The following is an 18,126-nucleotide window of genomic DNA, read 5'->3' on the forward strand; positions in this document are numbered from 1 at the left end:
TTTTAATGTGTGATAAACGTGGACACAATCACGAAAGCGTTCATTAAAATATGTGCCAGCATTGAAGTCTGGATACGACCGGTATGTTGATATAGCCAGCAGAACCAAAGTCCTAAGCAAGCATATAAGATCAGATGACCGTCCGCATGTGCGAAGCTAAAGAGTACACTGGCAATTAAAGCGGCCCCAATGGTGCCAGTCAGTGGGGCGAGATTACCAAAGATGACCTTTCGAAAAACGATTTCTTCCATGATTGGTGCACCCACGAAAATGGCTAAGAAGAAGAAGGGATACTTTTGTCCTACTGTGAGTAAAGTCGATGTATTAGCGGAAGCAGCCGATTGGCCAAGTAGTTGGGTTAATTGCAAAATAACCATTTGACCGACCACCGCAACGATAACGCCAACTACTCCCCAAAAGGTCGTGGTTAGCCATGACTTAGGGTGTTGTTCAATGGGGTTGGCGGTTTTCCCGCGCCAAGCTAACCAAGCCAACACGACGGCACCGACAAGGTAGTCTAATGTTTGGATCAAAAAGACTTGACTGCCGAGGTGCTTGAAAGTGGCAACTAGTAAGCTAGGTAAGGCATAAATAATAAAGTAGACGATTAAAATCGTCAGTGATTGACGGCGATTTGCCATGGGCTCACATCCTTAAAAGGGGTTCAATAGTCCTATTATAATCGATTTGACTTTCTTTGACTAATTATTGACAAATTACTTGCATTCTCAGTTTAAAATGATATAGTTGATTTTGTGATTAGCACTTAACCTTTAGGAGTGCTAAAAAAGAAATAAATGGAGGGATTCACGTGTTAAAACCATTAGGAGATCGCGTTATCTTGCAACAACAAGCAGAAGAAGAACAAACTGTTGGCGGCATCGTTATTGCCAACAATGCTAAGGAAAAGCCCCAAAGCGGGAAAGTTGTTGCCGTAGCCGATGGTCGGATTTTAGACAACGGTACTAAGGTTGCCCCAAGCGTGAAAGTCGGCGATCAAGTATTGTTCGACAAGTACGCCGGTACTGAAGTTAAGTACGAAGGTACAACCTATTTAGTCTTGCACGAAAAAGATATCGTTGCAATTGAAGACTAATTCCATTTAAAACATTAGACGTATTAAAAATATAATTATGAGGTGAACACAGATAATGGCTAAAGAATTAAAGTTCTCTGAAGATGCACGTTCAGCTATGCTTAAAGGTGTCGACCAATTGGCTGACACAGTTAAATCAACCTTAGGTCCTAAGGGTCGCAATGTTGTTTTGGAACAATCATATGGTTCGCCTACCATCACTAATGATGGGGTGACGATTGCTAAGGCGATCGAATTAGACGATCATTTTGAAAACATGGGTGCTAAGTTAGTTTCTGAAGTTGCTTCAAAAACTAATGACATCGCCGGTGATGGGACCACTACTGCGACAGTTTTAACCCAATCAATCGTTAACGAAGGTATGAAGAACGTTACGGCTGGTGCTAATCCAGTTGGGATTCGTCGTGGGATTGAAGAAGCCACTAAGACGGCGGTTGATTCATTGCATGCCATGGCCCATGAAGTTAAGACCCAAGAAGATATTGCGCAAATCGCATCAGTTTCATCAGCAAGCCAAGAAACTGGTAAGTTGATTGCTGAAGCCATGGAAAAAGTTGGTCATGATGGTGTCATCACGATTGAAGAATCCCGTGGTGTTGATACGAGTTTAGACGTGGTCGAAGGGATGCAATTTGACCGTGGCTACTTATCACAATACATGGTGACTGACAACGATAAGATGGAAGCTGATCTTGACAGCCCATATATCTTGATCACTGACAAGAAGATCTCTAACATTCAAGATATCTTGCCATTATTACAATCAATCGTTGAACAAGGCAAACCATTGTTGATTATTGCTGATGACATTTCTGGTGAAGCTTTACCAACGTTAGTCTTGAACAAGATGCGTGGGACGTTTAACGTTGTTGCTGTTAAGGCCCCTGGCTTTGGCGATCGTCGTAAGGAACAATTACAAGATATTGCCATCTTAACTGGTGGGACGGTCATCACTGATGACTTGGGTCTTGAATTAAAAGACACCACGATCGATCAATTAGGGCAAGCCAACAAGGTTACTGTTACTAAAGACAACACCACTATCGTTGAAGGTGCCGGCGCTAAAGACACGATCAGTGAGCGCGTTGACTTTATCCGTAACCAAATCAGCGAAACCACTTCTGATTTCGATAAAGAAAAATTACAAGAACGTTTGGCTAAGTTAGCTGGCGGGGTCGCCGTTGTGCGGGTCGGTGCGGCAACTGAAACTGAACTTAAAGAACGTAAATACCGGATTGAAGATGCTTTGAATGCGACCCGTGCAGCCGTTGAAGAAGGCTTCGTTGCTGGTGGTGGTACGGCCTTGATCAATGTGATCAAAGACGTTGCTGCTTTGAAGGAAACTGGCGATGTGCAAACTGGGATCAACATTGTTAAACGTGCTTTGGAAGAACCAGTTCGTCAAATCGCTGAAAATGCTGGGCTTGAAGGTTCCGTTATCGTCGAAAAGATGAAGGAACAAAAGCCAGGTATCGGTTTTAATGCGGCAACTGATGAATGGGTTGATATGATTGAAGCTGGGATCGTTGATCCAACCAAAGTAACGCGTTCAGCATTACAAAACGCCGCTTCAGTTTCAGCCTTATTATTAACGACTGAAGCAGTTGTTGCTGAAAAGCCAGCGCCAGAAGCACCAGCGGCACCGGCAGCACCAAACCCAGGTATGGGCGGTATGATGTAAGCCATTAAGACTTTAAACACCTACTCTCTGATGAGTGGGTGTTTTTTTGCGTTATTGCAAAGAATATTATGACCGCCTGGGCCGATGATTGTTAGGTTTAGGCGAGTTCGGCCAACAAAAAAATCAGAAGTTCGGTTGAAACGTGTAGTATTTACGAATTTAAAGTAGTAAAATCATCTTTGACTTAGCACTTACTTGGGAATAATTATTTTGTGGATAAAGGAGTTATTAACATGTGGCGTTATTTAAAACGGTTGATTATCGGGAAACCGTTAAAGACCATGGACGAAGGTGGGCAGTCGCTCACTAAGTTCAAGGCGTTGGCGCTGCTCTCTTCAGACGCACTGTCTTCAGTAGCTTATGGGACTGAGCAAATTACAACGGTGTTAATTACACTATCAGCTGCCGCGTTAATGTATCAGCTATATGCTGCCGCGTTAGTTTTAGTACTATTGTTTGCGATTACGATGTCTTATCGTCAAATCATTCGGGCTTATCCCTCGGGTGGGGGCGCTTATGTCGTTGCTAGTACCAACTGGGGACGACCAGCCGGACTAGTTGCCGGGGGTTCTTTGTTAGTTGACTATATGTTAACGGTGGCGGTTTCGGTAACTTCAGGGACTGAAGCTATTACGTCAGCAGTACCAGCATTAGGTCCTTATCAGGTCCTAATCGCGGTATTGATTGTTATTGCGATTATGGCATTGAATCTACGGGGGATGCGGGAATCAGCGTCCTTTTTAACGTTCCCAGTGTATTTCTTCATCATCATGATTATTGGGATGATTTTATGGGGCGTTATGAATATTGCGAGTGGTAACTTAACTTACCATGCGGCTGCGCCAGTCGGCGGTGCGGTTCAGGGGATGACGTTGATTCTGTTCATCCGGGCCTTTTCATCGGGGTCTTCCTCATTAACTGGGGTCGAAGCTATCAGTAATGCGGTACCGAACTTTAAACGGCCTAAACGTAAGAATGCTGCTAATACGCTAGCAATTATGTCAGTGGTCTTAGCATTCTTCTTCGGGGGAATTACGTACTTAAGTTACTATTTAGGGATTAAACCACAAGCCGATAATACAGTCTTGTCACAAATCGCGTCATCGGTCTTTGGGCATGGCTTGTTTTACTACTTGTTACAATTAGCAACGGCGTTAATTTTAGCCGTTGCCGCCAACACTGGGTTCTCAGCGTTCCCAATTTTGGCCTATAACTTAGCAAAAGATAAATTCTTACCACATGCTTACATGGATCGTGGTGATCGCTTAGGTTATTCCAACGGGATTATTTCATTAGCGGTAGGCGCCATTGCGTTGATTTTTATTTTCCATGGGAAAACAGCGCTATTGATTCCACTATATGCGGTCGGGGTTTTCGTGCCATTTACCTTATCCCAATCTGGGATGATTGTGCATTGGTTCCGTGAACGCGGTCGCTGGTGGTGGATGAAAGCTTCAGTTAACTTGCTTGGTGCGCTAATGTCGTTAGGATTAGTGGTTGCCCTGTTTTGGTTACGTTTTGGCAATGTCTGGCCTTACTTGATCGTGATGCCAGCCTTGCTCTACATGTTTTATCGGATTCACATGCACTACAAGCGTGTGGCAGCCCAATTACGGGTCGTGGCTAAAGAAAAAGCCGAGTTGCATGATTATGATGGTGCAACGGTAATCGTGTTAGTGTCTAATGTGACGCGAGTTACGGCTGCAGCGGTTAACTATGCCCGTTCAATCGGGGACTATGTGATTGCGATGCATGTATCGTTTGATGAGAACCCAGAAAAAGAGCATAAGACGGCAGCCGAATTTAAATCGACTTTCCCAGATGTGCGCTTTGTGGATATTCATTCATCTTATCGGTCAATTGCAACGCCAACCTTACGTTTCTGTGATGTCATTGCGAAGCGTGCGGCTGAACGTAACTTCTCAACGACCGTCTTGGTCCCACAGTTTGTGCCGAAGAAGCCTTGGCAAAATATTTTGCATAACCAAACGAGTTTACGCTTGCGGGCGGTTTTAAACTCACGTGAAAATATTATTGTGTCGACGTATAACTATCATCTTAAAGAGTAGTACCCTAAATTTAAGACGTTATTAGCCCAAATTCAGGGTTAATAACGTCTTTTTTATGTTAAAAGCACGCTCAAATCTGAACTTTCTGTGAATCGAGTTGTCAAGGCTGGTTTAGATTTGTATAATTATCAGTAATTAACGAAAGAGGGGTTACGCGCAAATGATTAGATTTGAAATCTTAGTCTGCTTAATGGCGACCATGATGATCTCGGCGATCTTGACGCCGTTTGTGCGAAAACTTGCGTTTAAAATTGGCGCAGTTGATAAACCGAACCAACGGCGGGTCAATAAAGTGCCAATGCCAACCATGGGGGGCTTGGCCATTTTCTTGGCCTATACGATTGGTTCGACCTTACTGTATTTGATGCATCAATTTCCAACGCGATTGTTTTTCGCGCTACTCGGCAGTGAGCTGATTATTTTAGCGACTGGGGTCATTGATGATGTTTACGAATTAAAACCCCGTCAAAAAATGCTGGGGATTACACTGGCCGCGTTAGAAATTTACTTTATTGGCGGCGTTAAAATGACGACTTTTACCTTCCCATTTGTTGGTCTGATTCATTTTCATTGGTTAAGTTTACCGATTACGTTGTTATGGATTTTAGCCATTACCAATGCGATTAACTTAATTGATGGTTTGGATGGGCTAGCGACGGGCGTCTCGATTATTGCGTTGAGCACTTCTGGAGTCATTGGGTTGTTCTTTTTAAATGCCAATACGTTTGTTTCTTTGATGATTTTTACATTGGTGGCGGCGATGTTGGGTTTCTTACCGTATAATTTTTTCCCAGCGCGAATTTATTTAGGTGATACGGGGTCGTTGTTCATTGGGTTTATGACAGCCGTATTCTCGTTGTTTGGCTTAAAGAACGTTACGTTGATTTCAGTCGGGATTCCGGTCATGATTTTAGGCGTACCAATTACTGATACGGTCTACGCCATGATTCGTCGGATTTTGAATAAAAAACCGATTTCGCAAGCCGACAAGCATCATCTCCACCATCGATTAATGCAACTTGGGTTGACGCATCGGCAAACGGTGATGGTCATCTATGGGATTGCGTTGATTTTCTCATTTATTTCCTTGTTATACCCGATTTCATCAATTGGTGGGTCGATTTTACTGACAATTGGCTTACTATTCGGTCTGGAACTTTTCGTGGAAGCGATTGGGTTAGCTGGTGATAATCGCCAGCCACTACTTAATTGGATTAAACGAACAGTTGCACGGTTTACGTCTAAAAGCAGCCATTAACTTTAGATTGTTACAGCCTGGTCACCGTAAACGGTGCTCAGGCTTTTTTGTTGGCATAGGGTTCCTTGTTGAGTTCACATAAATAGCCTTTACAGAAACTATACAAGGGATTTACATAAACATCATTTTGAATTTACAAACGACTCGTAGTATTAAAACTGTTCCAACGGCAATCAATATTACGTGACCATCAAACGGTGATCATGCTCGTATCACAATAAGGCACTTCCTACCCAGACCTGCTGGCTTTGATGACGCAATGTTGATTGCTCTAATTTTGATAGTAAATCGAGAAGGGGAGTTTCTTATGATGAAAAAAGCAGTGACATTTGGGGCGCTGGCCGTAACGATGACCGTCTTATTAGCCGGTTGTGGTAGTAGTTCTGCTACGAGTACCAAGAGTAGTAGCAGTAGTAGTGATAGCAAGTCAAAAACGACTAAAATCGTGGCAACTGGTTCAACGGCGTTACAACCATTAGTTGAACAAGCAGGCCAACAATATCAAAATGAACATGCCAATGTCACCATTAACGTCCAAGGTGGTGGTTCTGGGGCTGGGTTAAGCCAAGTTGCCAAAGGTTCTGTTAACATCGGTAACTCTGACTTATTCGCCCAAGAACAATCAGGACTCGATACAAAAGGGCTAGTCGATCATAAAGTAGCGGTTGTCGGTATGGCACCAGTTGTAAACAAGGATGCTGGGGTAACCAACATCTCGAAGGCACAACTCGTTAAAATTTTCCAAGGGAAGATCAAGAACTGGAAAGACGTCGGTGGTAAGAATGAAAAAATCACTGTTGTTAACCGGGCCCAGGGAAGTGGGACGCGAGCAACCTTTGAAAAGTGGGGCCTTAACAACGCCAAAGTCGCGACAAGCCAAGAACAAGATTCAAACGGGACAGTCCAAAAGATTGTTTCGACAACGCCTGGGGCGATTAGTTATTTAGCTTTCTCCTATGTTAAAAAAGATCTCCAAGCCCTTTCAATTGATAACGTTAAGCCAACTGAAGCTAACGTAGCTGATAACAAGTGGAAAATCTGGGCTTATGAACATATGTATACTAAGGGCAAACCAACCGGTGAATTGGCTAGCTTCTTAACTTATATGACATCTAAAGGTGTTCAAGGTTCACTAGTTAAGAAACTCGGCTATATTCCATTGACGTCAATGAAAGTTGATCGTGGTTTGTCAGGAAAGATTACCACACTTAAATAAATTAACTCGTAAATATACAAAAAGTCGGTTACCTCAACAGGGTAACCGGCTTTTTTAGGCTGTTGGTGGAACTGGCACTTCATTGAATTGAGGCCCCTGGTCAGCAAACGTCACTTGACCGCTCAATAAGTCGTTGAGTGCAGATTCAGTTTCACTGATCGTTGCTTGATCAACGGCGATGGTTACGGTAACGGCGACACCATAGTCAGTTGCTAAAGTTGGAATCGTATGTTGGGTCAAATAATAATTTAATGAGTCAACATGCCGATAATCAATGGTAATCGCCAGCTTAGTTTGTAAAACGCGTTGGACTTTACCAATTTGTTGAATTGCTTGAACGGGTATGCCGTTGTATGCCCGAATAAGGCCGCCAGCCCCGAGCTTGATACCACCAAAATAGCGGGTAACGACTGCCAATACATCGTGAACTTCATTTAGCTTTAAGGCTTCTAAGATTGGGACACCAGCGGTTCCAGATGGCTCGCCATCATCACTCATCCGTTGAATGTGATCGTCGTCACCTAACACATAAGCAAAGCAATGATGTGTCGCCTTAGGTGCCGCTGCTTTGATGGCTGTAATTTTTTGTTGCGCATCGGCTTCATCACTAATTCGAAAGAGTTGGGCGATAAAACGGGACTTTTTAATCACTTGTTCAAAGGTTGTATCACTGGTAATCGTGTAATACGGAGTTGTCAAAACGTGAAACCTCCTGAAATCTTTTTTTAGTTTTTACGGAGTTGCTGCGTAGGAGGGACAACTATGCAAGCAACTGAATTATATGGGCGCCAAATATTACTAACACCGACAGAGGCAGTGGCGCTACCACCCGGGACACAACAGCTACCAGCGATGACGGTGACCCCGCAACTGGTGCAGTGTCGCCGATGTGGTAGTGTTCTTGATCGACAGTTAGCACAATTGCCGCATCAGCAGTTTTATTGTTATCAATGTTTAACCTTAGGTCGGGTCAGTACGTTAACTTCATTGTATCATCTTCCGGAGCCAAACCACTTTTCAAAACGACCTGAGTTAACTTGGACGGGACAATTAACAGCAACTCAGACCGCTTGTGCGACTCAAATTAAACAGGCCTTTATTCGGCATGATCGTCATTTACTATGGGCCGTTACCGGTGCGGGTAAAACGGAGATGCTCTTTCCTGGTTTAGCTTGGGCATTGCAACACGGTTTAAGAGTCGCAGTGGCGTCACCACGAGTTGATGTATGTTTAGAATTAGCGCCCCGCTTGCAAGCAGCTTTTGCAACAACTACTGTTGCAGTATTACATGGGCGCCAACCAGAACCATACCAATATCAACAACTGACAGTTTGTACGACCCACCAATTACTTCGATTTCGAGCGGCCTTTGATGTTTTGATCATTGATGAAGTTGATGCATTCCCGTTTGCTGCTAATCCGCGCTTATACTATGCGGTTGAACAAGCCCTTAAACCAACCGGGGCGTTGTTATATTTGACGGCAACACCTAGTACCGCGTTATTACAGCAGGTTCGACAAAAGAAGTTGACCATTAGTTATCTGCCATTGCGTTTTCATCGGCATTTATTACCAACGATTCAAGTAACTCTGGCACCAAAATGGTTAGCCAAACTACAACGTGGACAACTTATCAGGCCACTACAACGGTGGTTAGCGGCGTATGCGACGTCTGGACAGCGATTTTTAGTGTTTGTGCCCCGAATTAGTCAATTGGCAAAGGTACAGGCTGCCATTCAACAAGCACAACCGACGCTAATCGGTTTGACAGTGCATGCTGCTGATCCAGATCGACTGACGAAAGTGCAGCAAATGCGTCAAGCGCAAGTGCAATATTTGGTAACGACGACGATTCTCGAACGTGGGGTCACATTTCCAGGCATTGATGTCATTGTCTTAGGTGCGGATGATCCCGTCTTTTCAACGGCGGCCTTAGTTCAAATTGCCGGTCGTGTTGGTCGTAGCAAGCAACGACCAACGGGAGCGGTGCGAATGATTGGGGCCAGTCATAGTCGCCGACTCAAACAGGCACAGCGACAAATAAAACTGGTCAATCGGAAAGGACGGCGTTTATTAAATGACATGTCTACTTTGTCAGCAACCACTAACGACTAAACTAACCTTGGCTTGGGTGTTAAGCTGGCAGGCGTTACCACGACCCGTTGTGTGTGACACGTGCTGGCATCGTTTTCGGCCAATCGAGTCAGCGACGGCTTGTCCAACTTGTGGTCGCGCTCAAGCACAACGCCAAGTTTGCCAAGACTGCCGTCAATGGCCGACGGAGCCGCGTTTTTATAATCAAGCGTTATTTACATATAACGATGCGATGCAGGCTTACTTTAAAGCTTATAAATTTGGTGGTGATTTCCGGTTGCGAACGGTGTTTCAAAATGTCATCCAACAACGACTGGCGCAACTTAGTGGCGACTTGGTGGTGGCAATTCCCGTTAATCCTAGTACGATGCAGACCCGCGGTTTTAATCAAGTTACCGGCTGGTTGAGTCATGGTGAAAATACTAGTCTGCTAAAAACCAAAGCCAGTCATAAAGCAGTGGGACAAGCGGCCAAGAATCGACAAGACCGCTTGTTAACGACGCAACCGTTTCAATTGGCTACATCAACACCAGCGTTGACTGAGCAGACCGTGATCTTGGTCGATGATGTTTATACGACGGGGCGGACGATTCGGTATGCCGCGGCTGAATTGCTGGAAAACGGTGCCAAAGCTGTTATATGGCTGACTTTAGCGCGTTAATTATGATGAAAGTTGGCGTTTGGATTGTTTATTATAGCGCTTTCTATTATAATGAATTTAAGCAAAGTAATGGGAGAGTGGTCCTTTCATTACTTTGGGTACACAGTAATGTGTGTGAAGGGAGAGAAGATCTATGCTTAATTTTAATATTCGCGGTGAAAATATCGAAGTGACTCAGGCTATTCGTGACTACGTTCAAAAACGGGTGGGTAAGTTACAAAAATTCTTTGACAATAACGTTGACTCAATTGCCCACGTAAACTTAAAGATTCACCCAGACAAGACTGCTAAAGTCGAAGTAACGATTCCACTTCCCTATTTAGTTCTCCGGGCAGAAGAAACTTCTCCTGATATGTATGCCAGCGTTGATTTGGTAACCGACAAACTCGAACGCCAAATTCGCAAGTATAAGACTAAAGTTAACCGCAAGTCTCGTGAAAAAGGCTATAAGGCGATTGACTTTGCAGCAACTGACGAAACTGTCGCTGCTGCTGATAACGATCAGGACGATAAGTTAGATGTTGTACGTACGAAGCGGGTTTCTTTGAAACCAATGGATAATGAAGAAGCCATTCTCCAAATGGACATGTTAGGTCATGATTTCTTTATCTATGAAGACGCAGAAACGGATGCGATTAACATCGTTTATCGTCGTAACGATGGTCGTTATGGTTTGATTGAAACTGGCGACAATCATTAATATCAACGAGTAATTAGGAGGGCTGGTCAACGACCAGTCCTTTTTATTAACTAATTAACCGCGCGATATCGGTTTCATTCGGATTGCGCGGTTTTCATTAGCGCTAAAAAATGGTAAAATGACAGTTGATATTTTATTTCAAAATATGCTATTGAATCGGTACTTAAGAATTATTATTTGGAGAGGATTAAGTAAATGGCCAACATTTTAAAACGCTGGGTTGAAAGCGACAAGCGCATCATTCGGCGTCTGGATAAGACGGCGAATAAAGTTGAAGCTTATGCTGACGAATATGCCAAGCTAAGCGATGCCGACTTGCAAGCCAAAACCCCAGAATTTCGTGAACGATATAAAGAAGGCGAATCATTAGATGATTTGCTCCCCGAAGCATTCGCGACCGCCCGGGAAGGCGCCAAGCGCGTGTTAGGTTTATACCCCTTCCACGTTCAAATTTTAGGTGGGATCGTGTTACATCAAGGCGATATTGCCGAAATGAAAACTGGTGAAGGGAAAACTTTGACGGCGACGATGCCCGTTTATTTAAACGCGATTGCGGGTAAAGGGGTCCACGTCGTTACAGTTAATGAATACTTATCAGCGCGTGATGCGACTGAAATGGGTGAACTCTACAATTGGTTAGGGATGAGTGTCGGGATTAATGGCGCTAATAAGTCACCGGAAGAAAAACGGGAAGCTTATAACGCGGATATCACTTATTCGACTAACGGTGAAATTGGGTTCGATTACTTACGTGATAACATGGTGGTTTATCGTGAAGATATGGTTCAACGACCATTAAACTTTGCCATCATTGATGAAGTTGACTCGATTTTGATCGATGAAGCGCGGACGCCGTTAATTATTTCTGGTCAATCCGAAGGGACGACTGGGATGTACAAACGGGCGGACCGCTTTGCTAAGACGTTGACCAAAGACGAAGATTACAAGATTGATTTGGAATCTAAGACGGTTGCTTTATTGGATGAAGGGATTCGTAAAGCTGAAAAATACTTTGGCTTAGACAACTTGTATGATACGGATAACACCGCTTTGAACCATTATTTGGATGAAGCATTGCGGGCCAACTATATTATGTTAAAAGATAAAGATTACGTGATTCAAGACGGTCAAGCATTGATCGTTGATTCCTTTACGGGTCGGATCATGGATGGTCGGCGTTTCTCAGATGGCTTACATCAAGCGATCGAAGCTAAGGAACATGTTGAAATCCAAGAAGAAACCAAGACCATGGCCAATATCACTTACCAAAACTTATTCCGGATGTATAAGAAGTTATCTGGGATGACTGGGACGGCCAAAACGGAACAAGAAGAATTCCGTGAAATTTACAACATGGAAGTTATTACGGTGCCAACTAACCGGCCAATGGTTCGTGATGATCGCGCTGATTTACTCTACCCAACATTGCGGAGTAAGTTTAACGCGGTTGTCAAAGAAATTTCAGAATTACACAAAAAAGGCCAGCCGATGTTGATTGGGACCGTGGCCGTTGAAACTTCTGAATATTTGTCACAACGATTAGAAGAAGCCAATATTCCACACGTGGTCTTGAATGCCAAGAACCATGCTAGAGAAGCTGATATCGTTGCTAATGCTGGTCAACGTGGTGCTGTCACGATTGCCACCAACATGGCTGGTCGTGGGACGGATATTAAATTAGGACCTGGTGTCAAAGAACTTGGCGGTTTAGCGGTTATTGGGACGGAACGTCATGAATCACGACGGATCGATAACCAGTTACGGGGCCGTTCAGGGCGTCAAGGTGATCCTGGTATGTCACAATTCTACTTGTCATTAGAAGATGACTTGATGTTACGATTCGGTTCTGAACGCATCAAGAATTTCTTAAGTCGGATGCAAGTGGAAGATGACGATGCGGTGATCCAATCACGGATGATTACCCGTCAAGTTGAAGGGGCGCAAAAACGGGTCGAAGGGAATAACTACGATTCGCGGAAGAACGTCTTACAATATGATGATGTCATGCGGGCACAACGTGAAGTTATCTATGGTGAACGGCAACAAGTCATCATGGAAGAAAAGACGTTGAAGCCAGTCATTATGCCGATGATTAAGCGGACTGTTGAACGGACCGTGCAATTGCATACGCAAGGCGATCAAAAGGATTGGGACTTAGAAGCCATCGTTGACTTTGCACAAGCTGCAATGGTTAATGAAGATTCAATCACCATCGATAACTTAAAGAATAAATCGCAAAGTGAGATTGAAGATTACTTGATGGGTCGCGTTAAAGATATTTATGACGCCAAAGCCAAGCAACTTTACGATGAAAATCAAATGCTCGAATTTGAAAAAGTTGTCGTTCTGCGAGTGGTTGATTCACATTGGACTGACCATATCGATGCGATGGATCAATTGCGGCAATCAATCGGGTTACGGGGCTACGGTCAGTTGAACCCATTGGTTGAATATCAACGTGATGGTTATCGAATGTTTGAAGAAATGGTCGCGGATATCGATTACGATACGACCCGTTTGTTCATGAAGTCCGAAATTCGTCAAAATATCCAACGTTAATTAAACAACGTCATAAAAACGTAGTTGGACTCAATCTGGGGCCGACTACGTTTTTTGCAAAAATAAATTAAATAATAAGTGGAAAGAAGGTCCCTTTGTGGAATTAAGTGAATACAAACATTTAATCGAAGAAATGCAAAGCGCCGTCGTCGACTTTAGGGGGTCGCTTTGACTTAGATGCTTTGAATGAAAGTATCCAAGAAAATGAAGCCCGAATGGCGGAACCTGGTTTTTGGGATGATCAAGCCGCAGCCCAAAAAGTAATTGATGAAAATAATGCGTTAAAGGGTAAATTCGATGCCTATCAGACGCTCGCTAATGAAGTTGAAGACTTAGCCGTTGCATATGAGTTATTAAACGAAGAACCGGATGCTGAGATGCAGGCCGATTTTGAACGTGACTTTGAACAGGCACAGCATGATTTACAACAATATCGGTTAAACTTGTTGCTAGATGGTCCTTATGATCGTAATAATGCGATTGTTGAAATCCATCCTGGTGCTGGTGGGACTGAATCCCAAGACTGGGGGGCAATGTTGTTGCGAATGTATACCCGCTGGGCCGCTAGTCATGCGTTTAAAGTTGAAACCGTCGATTACCAAGCTGGTGATGAAGCCGGGATCAAGAGTGTGACCTTATTAATTAGTGGGCATAATGCGTATGGTTACTTACGCGCTGAAAAAGGGGTCCATCGGTTGGTCCGCATTTCACCATTTGACGCGGCCGGTCGCCGGCATACATCCTTTGCCAGTGTTGATGTGATGCCAGAGTTAGATGATAATGTCGATATCGACATTCGGCCAGATGACATGAAAGTTGATGTTTATCGGGCCAGTGGTGCTGGTGGTCAGCATGTTAATAAAACGTCGTCAGCAGTTCGAATCACGCACATTCCGACGGGCATCGTTGTTGCCAGTCAAGCCCAACGGTCGCAATTGCAAAACCGGCAAACGGCCTTAAATATGTTACGGGCGAAGTTGTACGAATTAGAAGAAGCTAAAAAGGCCAAAGAACGTGCAGCTATTCAAGGTGAACAGTTAGAGATTGGTTGGGGCTCTCAAATTCGGTCATACGTCTTCCATCCTTATACGATGGTCAAAGATCACCGGACTAATTATGAGACTCATGACGGTCAAGCCGTGATGGATGGGGATTTAGATCCATTTATCGATGCGTATTTACAATGGAAATTAGCGCAACGCAATCCGCAATAAAGCAAAAAATACTAAGTTGACTTAGCAATCGGTGAGTCAATTTAGTGTTTTTTTAGTTATCAGCATTATAATGAAATGGTATTAATGCATTAATATCAAGGGTTTGTTGCGATAATCAGCATTGGTCTGAACCAACAAAAATGCTATACTAACTTCAGAGTTTAACGTTAGGAGTAACGCGCATGCAGGTATTGAAAGTATTGGAATTGTTCTTGTTACAACCATTGGTCTGGCTAGGGCTAATTCGCAGTGGCTTATCCGCGCGGCAACGCGTCAATTATGAACGGCGACATTTTAGAAGTGCGATTGAAGCGCGTTATGTTGAAGTTCGCAATTTTTTTAAGGACGGCTTGCTACTTGGTATTGGTGCAACGCTGATTGGTTTATTATTAGGATTAACGGTCTCGCCAGTTTGGGTCGTGATTTATGAGGCGCTGGCTTGTTTAAGCTTGCTAGTGGTCCCATTTGGCCTTATCCCAGTGACGGTATTGGGTTTCAGCTGGCTGATTTATTGGGCGTTTAATCCGCGCCTAAGTGGTGTTGCGGCCCAGCTGCAAACACATGGGGTAACCACGACTAGTTTAAGTAGTGGCTTGGTTTTAAACGGCTTAGTCATTTTAGCAGTTGTTTTACTCAGCACGGCTTGGTTATTGACGCGGCACAATACTCAGTTGAATTCACCACAAATTCGACCTGATCAACGCGGCAAACGAATCGTTCGCTACCGGTGGCAACAACTTTTAGTTGTTCCAATGGGCGTCTTAGTTCCTGGCGATTGGTTTCAAGGGATGTTTAGCTGGTGGCCCGTCTTTCAAATTGGCCAACAAAGTTATAGTATCCTTTTATTACCACTATTTGTTGGGGTCAGTGCCCAAGTTTATAAACAATTACCACAAGATGCTTGGCGGCGGTTAGCCTTGGGCTATAGTGCTTTAGCCGGGGTTAGTTTGTTGATGGCCGTGGTGGCACGCTTTACGACTTGGGGGCCACAATGGTTATTAGGATTACTGGGATTAGTCATGGTGGCGACTTGGTTATTACTTGGCCAACATCGCTATCATGATGCGCATCAACAATTTTGGTATTCAGACACTGACCTAGGGGTTCGGGTCATTGGGTTACGGCCTAAAACGCCAGCGGATAAGTTAAATTTGAGTATTGGTGATGTGATCTTAGAATGTAATCGTCAGCCAGTACATACTGAAGCGCAATTTTATGCGGCGTTGCTTAAGAGTCCGACCTATGTTCATTTGAAGGTTCGAAATCGGCAACAAGAATTGATCATCACAGAAACAGCAATTTACAATGGGGCACCACACGAGTTAGGGATAGTATTATTCACTGATCAGGAGGATTAAAGACCATGGATAAGATTTTAGTGGTAGATGATGAACCAGCCATCGTAACGTTATTATCATATAACTTAAAGCAGGCTGGCTATGAAGTGGTAACGGCGACTGATGGGGAAGAAGCGTTAGAATTGGGGTTAGCGCAGCCGTTTACTTGTATCTTGTTAGATCTCATGCTACCAAAGTTGGATGGGATGGAAGTGACAAAGCGGTTACGACAAGAAAAAGTACGGACGCCAATTATTATTGTGACAGCCAAAAATGATGAATTTGATAAAGTGTTTGGCTTAGAATTGGGCGCCGATGACTACATTACCAAACCGTTTTCACCACGTGAAGTTTTGGCCCGGATTAAGGCGGTGATTCGACGGGCGGTCCCAACTGATGCGACACCAGCACCAGAACCAACGCCACAGCCGACCAATCGGGCGATTACCATGATCGGTGATTTGCGGATTGATCAAAACAAGTATCGAGTTACTCGCAATGGGGAAAAAATTAGTTTAACGCCCAAAGAGTTTGAGTTGCTCGTTTACTTTATTGAACGAGAAGGTCGGGTCTTGAGTCGTGATGCGATCTTGAACCATGTGTGGGGCTATGACTATGCTAGCGAAACACGGATAGTTGACATTCACATTTCACATTTGCGTGAAAAAATTGAACATGATCCTAAAAAGCCGAAGCTAATTCGTACAGTGCGTGGCTTTGGTTATGAATTTGTAGGTGATGAGCATGCCTAATCAGTGGCAACGCACGTTACGGCTATTAACGCTAGAGAATATCTTAACGTTAGTGCTTGGCATTGTTGTGTTGCAGCATTTTACGAAAATTCATTGGTCAACTGCATTAGTCGGTTGGCTAATTTTAGTTATAGCTGGTTTGGCAGCCATTGAGATGGGTGTCGTTTGGTTCCAACAGCGGGCCCGGCAAAAAACAATTGATCGCATGGAAGCTAAATTACGGCAGATGAGTAGTCGTCAATTTCCACCGCATATTTTGTTGCCACAAAGTGATCCATTATATAGTCTGTCACAAGCTGTTAATCAACTGGAAACCTACCAACGAAGTCAAACGCAACGTGCACAGCTACAAGAAAAAGAATTAATGATGATTATGCGCTATTTACCAGTTGGTGTGATGGTGATCGATCATCATCGGCAAGTACAATTATCTAATCCGGCGATGGCTGAGCTATTGCAGCAGTCAATCAATGCTGTTGCGCACTTATATACGAAAGATATTCAACTCTATGCGCTAACAAAACTGATTGAGGATACGATTGCGACCCAACAAAATCAGCGGGCCACGATAACATTAACGCCAGCACCGAATACGCAAGTTGTCGAGGCTACAACGGTCTATATCCAAAATAGTCGCTCACATTTTCAGATTGTTTTGATGCTCTATGATATTACTGAAGTTTATATGATTGAGCAGATGCAAGATGACTTTGTTAGCAATGCCAGTCATGAGCTAAAGACACCGATTACTGCGATTGCAGGTTTTACGGAAACCTTACTTAGTGGTGCCAAGGATGATCCCGAGACGTTAACGCAATTCTTACAAATTATTGCTGATGAGAGTCAGCGTTTGATTGATTTAATCCAAGATGTTTTATCGTTGTCACGTATTCGAGCCCAGAGTACGACGAGTTTGGCGTGGCAGACGGTCGCATTGCAACCGATTGTTGCGCATGAGACGTCCTTATTACAGCAGGCGATCAGTCGTAAGGATTTGACGATTCAAAATCAAATTGCGTCAGATATGATGGTTACCGTGGATGTTCAGAAGTTAAATCAAATTATAAAGAACCTACTTTCAAATGCCATTAAATATAATCGTCCCGGTGGACAAGTCACTTTGTCAGCTACCGTATCGACTGATCAATGGCAACTAAAAGTACAAGATACTGGGATTGGAATCAGTGCCGATGATCAGCAACGGATTTTTGAACGCTTTTATCGCGCAAGTCCGTCGCGGTCACAACAAGTGGTGAGCGGGACTGGCCTTGGGTTAGCGATTGTGCAAGAACTCGTTCATGCGTTGCATGGTCATGTGACCGTCACGAGTCAACGTGGGGTCGGGACGACCATGACTGTCGTTTTACCAATTAAGCCACCGACCACGATAGCAACTAATTAACAGTTAGTCACAGCATTCAGCTGTCACTAACTGTTTTTTTGTGCACCGATTGATTAAAAATTAACGATATTTACACAATCTTTACAA

Annotated in this window: 15 protein-coding genes; 13 read left to right on the forward strand and 2 right to left on the reverse strand. The window is 43.8% G+C overall.

Annotated features, from left to right (window positions below):
- Positions 1-2 precede the first annotated feature (2 nt).
- A complete protein-coding gene (locus tag FFM75_RS03285; protein ID WP_137627766.1) occupies positions 3-641 on the reverse strand; it encodes a CPBP family intramembrane glutamic endopeptidase in 639 nt (212 codons plus the stop codon).
- A 170-nt stretch (positions 642-811) separates the two neighbouring features.
- On the opposite strand from FFM75_RS03285, the gene groES reads away from it, so the two are divergent.
- The 5 genes from groES (at position 812) to FFM75_RS03310 (ending at position 7,320) form a co-directional block, all read left to right on the forward strand.
- Positions 812-1,096 (forward strand): co-chaperone GroES, encoded by a 285-nt coding sequence (gene groES / locus FFM75_RS03290; RefSeq protein WP_137627767.1) that lies wholly within the window; start codon positions 812-814, stop codon positions 1,094-1,096.
- 55 nt (positions 1,097-1,151) lie between these two features.
- Complete coding sequence (groL, locus tag FFM75_RS03295; RefSeq protein ID WP_137627768.1) at positions 1,152-2,777, forward strand: chaperonin GroEL; 1,626 nt, start codon at positions 1,152-1,154, stop codon at positions 2,775-2,777.
- 233 nt (positions 2,778-3,010) lie between these two features.
- On the forward strand, positions 3,011-4,846 hold the full coding sequence (locus FFM75_RS03300; protein ID WP_137627769.1) for an APC family permease: 1,836 nt from the start codon (positions 3,011-3,013) through the stop codon (positions 4,844-4,846).
- A 160-nt stretch (positions 4,847-5,006) separates the two neighbouring features.
- Complete coding sequence (locus tag FFM75_RS03305) at positions 5,007-6,104, forward strand: glycosyltransferase family 4 protein (protein WP_137627770.1); 1,098 nt, start codon at positions 5,007-5,009, stop codon at positions 6,102-6,104.
- 310 nt (positions 6,105-6,414) lie between these two features.
- Positions 6,415-7,320, forward strand: a complete 906-nt coding sequence (locus FFM75_RS03310; RefSeq protein WP_137627838.1) for a phosphate ABC transporter substrate-binding protein PstS family protein — start codon at positions 6,415-6,417, stop codon at positions 7,318-7,320.
- 54 nt (positions 7,321-7,374) lie between these two features.
- Here the strand turns inward: FFM75_RS03310 and FFM75_RS03315 are convergent, their stop codons facing one another.
- Positions 7,375-8,019 carry a YigZ family protein gene (locus FFM75_RS03315; RefSeq protein ID WP_137627771.1) on the reverse strand — a complete coding sequence of 215 codons (645 nt, stop codon included), beginning with the start codon at positions 8,017-8,019 and terminating at the stop codon, positions 7,375-7,377.
- A 63-nt stretch (positions 8,020-8,082) separates the two neighbouring features.
- Between FFM75_RS03315 and FFM75_RS03320 the strand changes: the two genes are divergently transcribed.
- The 8 genes from FFM75_RS03320 (at position 8,083) to pnpS (ending at position 18,039) form a co-directional block, all read left to right on the forward strand.
- Positions 8,083-9,435 carry an ATP-dependent helicase ComFA gene (locus FFM75_RS03320; protein ID WP_137627772.1) on the forward strand — a complete coding sequence of 451 codons (1,353 nt, stop codon included), beginning with the start codon at positions 8,083-8,085 and terminating at the stop codon, positions 9,433-9,435.
- The gene (locus FFM75_RS03325; RefSeq protein WP_137627773.1) at positions 9,398-10,075 is read left to right on the forward strand and encodes a ComF family protein; all 678 of its coding nucleotides are present in this window, start codon (positions 9,398-9,400) and stop codon (positions 10,073-10,075) included. The genes FFM75_RS03320 and FFM75_RS03325 overlap by 38 nt, the downstream gene beginning before the upstream one ends.
- Positions 10,076-10,208: 133 nt before the next feature.
- Positions 10,209-10,775 carry a ribosome hibernation-promoting factor, HPF/YfiA family gene (gene hpf, locus FFM75_RS03330; protein WP_137627774.1) on the forward strand — a complete coding sequence of 189 codons (567 nt, stop codon included), beginning with the start codon at positions 10,209-10,211 and terminating at the stop codon, positions 10,773-10,775.
- A 195-nt stretch (positions 10,776-10,970) separates the two neighbouring features.
- Entirely contained in the window at positions 10,971-13,334 is a 2,364-nt protein-coding gene (gene secA, locus FFM75_RS03335; RefSeq protein ID WP_137627775.1) for a preprotein translocase subunit SecA, read from the forward strand.
- Between the two features lie 97 nt (positions 13,335-13,431).
- Positions 13,432-14,548, forward strand: a protein-coding gene (gene prfB / locus FFM75_RS03340) for a peptide chain release factor 2 (RefSeq protein ID WP_137627776.1) whose coding sequence is annotated in 2 segments (ribosomal slippage) — positions 13,432-13,503 and positions 13,505-14,548 — 1,116 coding nt in all. Because the reading frame shifts where the segments join, the coding sequence is not laid out codon by codon here.
- Between the two features lie 182 nt (positions 14,549-14,730).
- A complete protein-coding gene (locus tag FFM75_RS03345) occupies positions 14,731-15,906 on the forward strand; it encodes a PDZ domain-containing protein (protein ID WP_137627777.1) in 1,176 nt (391 codons plus the stop codon).
- Positions 15,907-15,911: 5 nt separating this feature from the next.
- Positions 15,912-16,637, forward strand: a complete 726-nt coding sequence (locus FFM75_RS03350) for a response regulator transcription factor (RefSeq protein WP_137627778.1) — start codon at positions 15,912-15,914, stop codon at positions 16,635-16,637.
- Positions 16,630-18,039, forward strand: a complete 1,410-nt coding sequence (gene pnpS, locus FFM75_RS03355) for a two-component system histidine kinase PnpS (protein ID WP_137627779.1) — start codon at positions 16,630-16,632, stop codon at positions 18,037-18,039. The genes FFM75_RS03350 and pnpS overlap by 8 nt, the downstream gene beginning before the upstream one ends.
- Positions 18,040-18,126: the final 87 nt, after the last annotated feature.

The organism is Lactiplantibacillus daowaiensis (assembly GCF_005405085.1).
Taxonomy (GTDB): domain Bacteria; phylum Bacillota; class Bacilli; order Lactobacillales; family Lactobacillaceae; genus Lactiplantibacillus; species Lactiplantibacillus daowaiensis.

Excerpts from the sequence above, each read along its gene's own strand:
- FFM75_RS03345 (WP_137627777.1), top strand. The coding sequence starts at position 14,731 with ATGCAGGTATTGAAAGTATTGGAATTGTTCTTGTTACAACCATTGGTC.
- FFM75_RS03300 (WP_137627769.1), top strand. The coding sequence starts at position 3,011 with ATGTGGCGTTATTTAAAACGGTTGATTATCGGGAAACCGTTAAAGACC.
- FFM75_RS03285 (WP_137627766.1), bottom strand. The coding sequence starts at position 641 with ATGGCAAATCGCCGTCAATCACTGACGATTTTAATCGTCTACTTTATT.
- FFM75_RS03325 (WP_137627773.1), top strand. The coding sequence starts at position 9,398 with ATGACATGTCTACTTTGTCAGCAACCACTAACGACTAAACTAACCTTG.
- FFM75_RS03320 (WP_137627772.1), top strand. The coding sequence starts at position 8,083 with ATGCAAGCAACTGAATTATATGGGCGCCAAATATTACTAACACCGACA.
- pnpS (WP_137627779.1), top strand. The coding sequence starts at position 16,630 with ATGCCTAATCAGTGGCAACGCACGTTACGGCTATTAACGCTAGAGAAT.
- FFM75_RS03350 (WP_137627778.1), top strand. The coding sequence starts at position 15,912 with ATGGATAAGATTTTAGTGGTAGATGATGAACCAGCCATCGTAACGTTA.
- secA (WP_137627775.1), top strand. The coding sequence starts at position 10,971 with ATGGCCAACATTTTAAAACGCTGGGTTGAAAGCGACAAGCGCATCATT.
- FFM75_RS03305 (WP_137627770.1), top strand. The coding sequence starts at position 5,007 with ATGATTAGATTTGAAATCTTAGTCTGCTTAATGGCGACCATGATGATC.
- FFM75_RS03310 (WP_137627838.1), top strand. The coding sequence starts at position 6,415 with ATGAAAAAAGCAGTGACATTTGGGGCGCTGGCCGTAACGATGACCGTC.
- hpf (WP_137627774.1), top strand. The coding sequence starts at position 10,209 with ATGCTTAATTTTAATATTCGCGGTGAAAATATCGAAGTGACTCAGGCT.
- groL (WP_137627768.1), top strand. The coding sequence starts at position 1,152 with ATGGCTAAAGAATTAAAGTTCTCTGAAGATGCACGTTCAGCTATGCTT.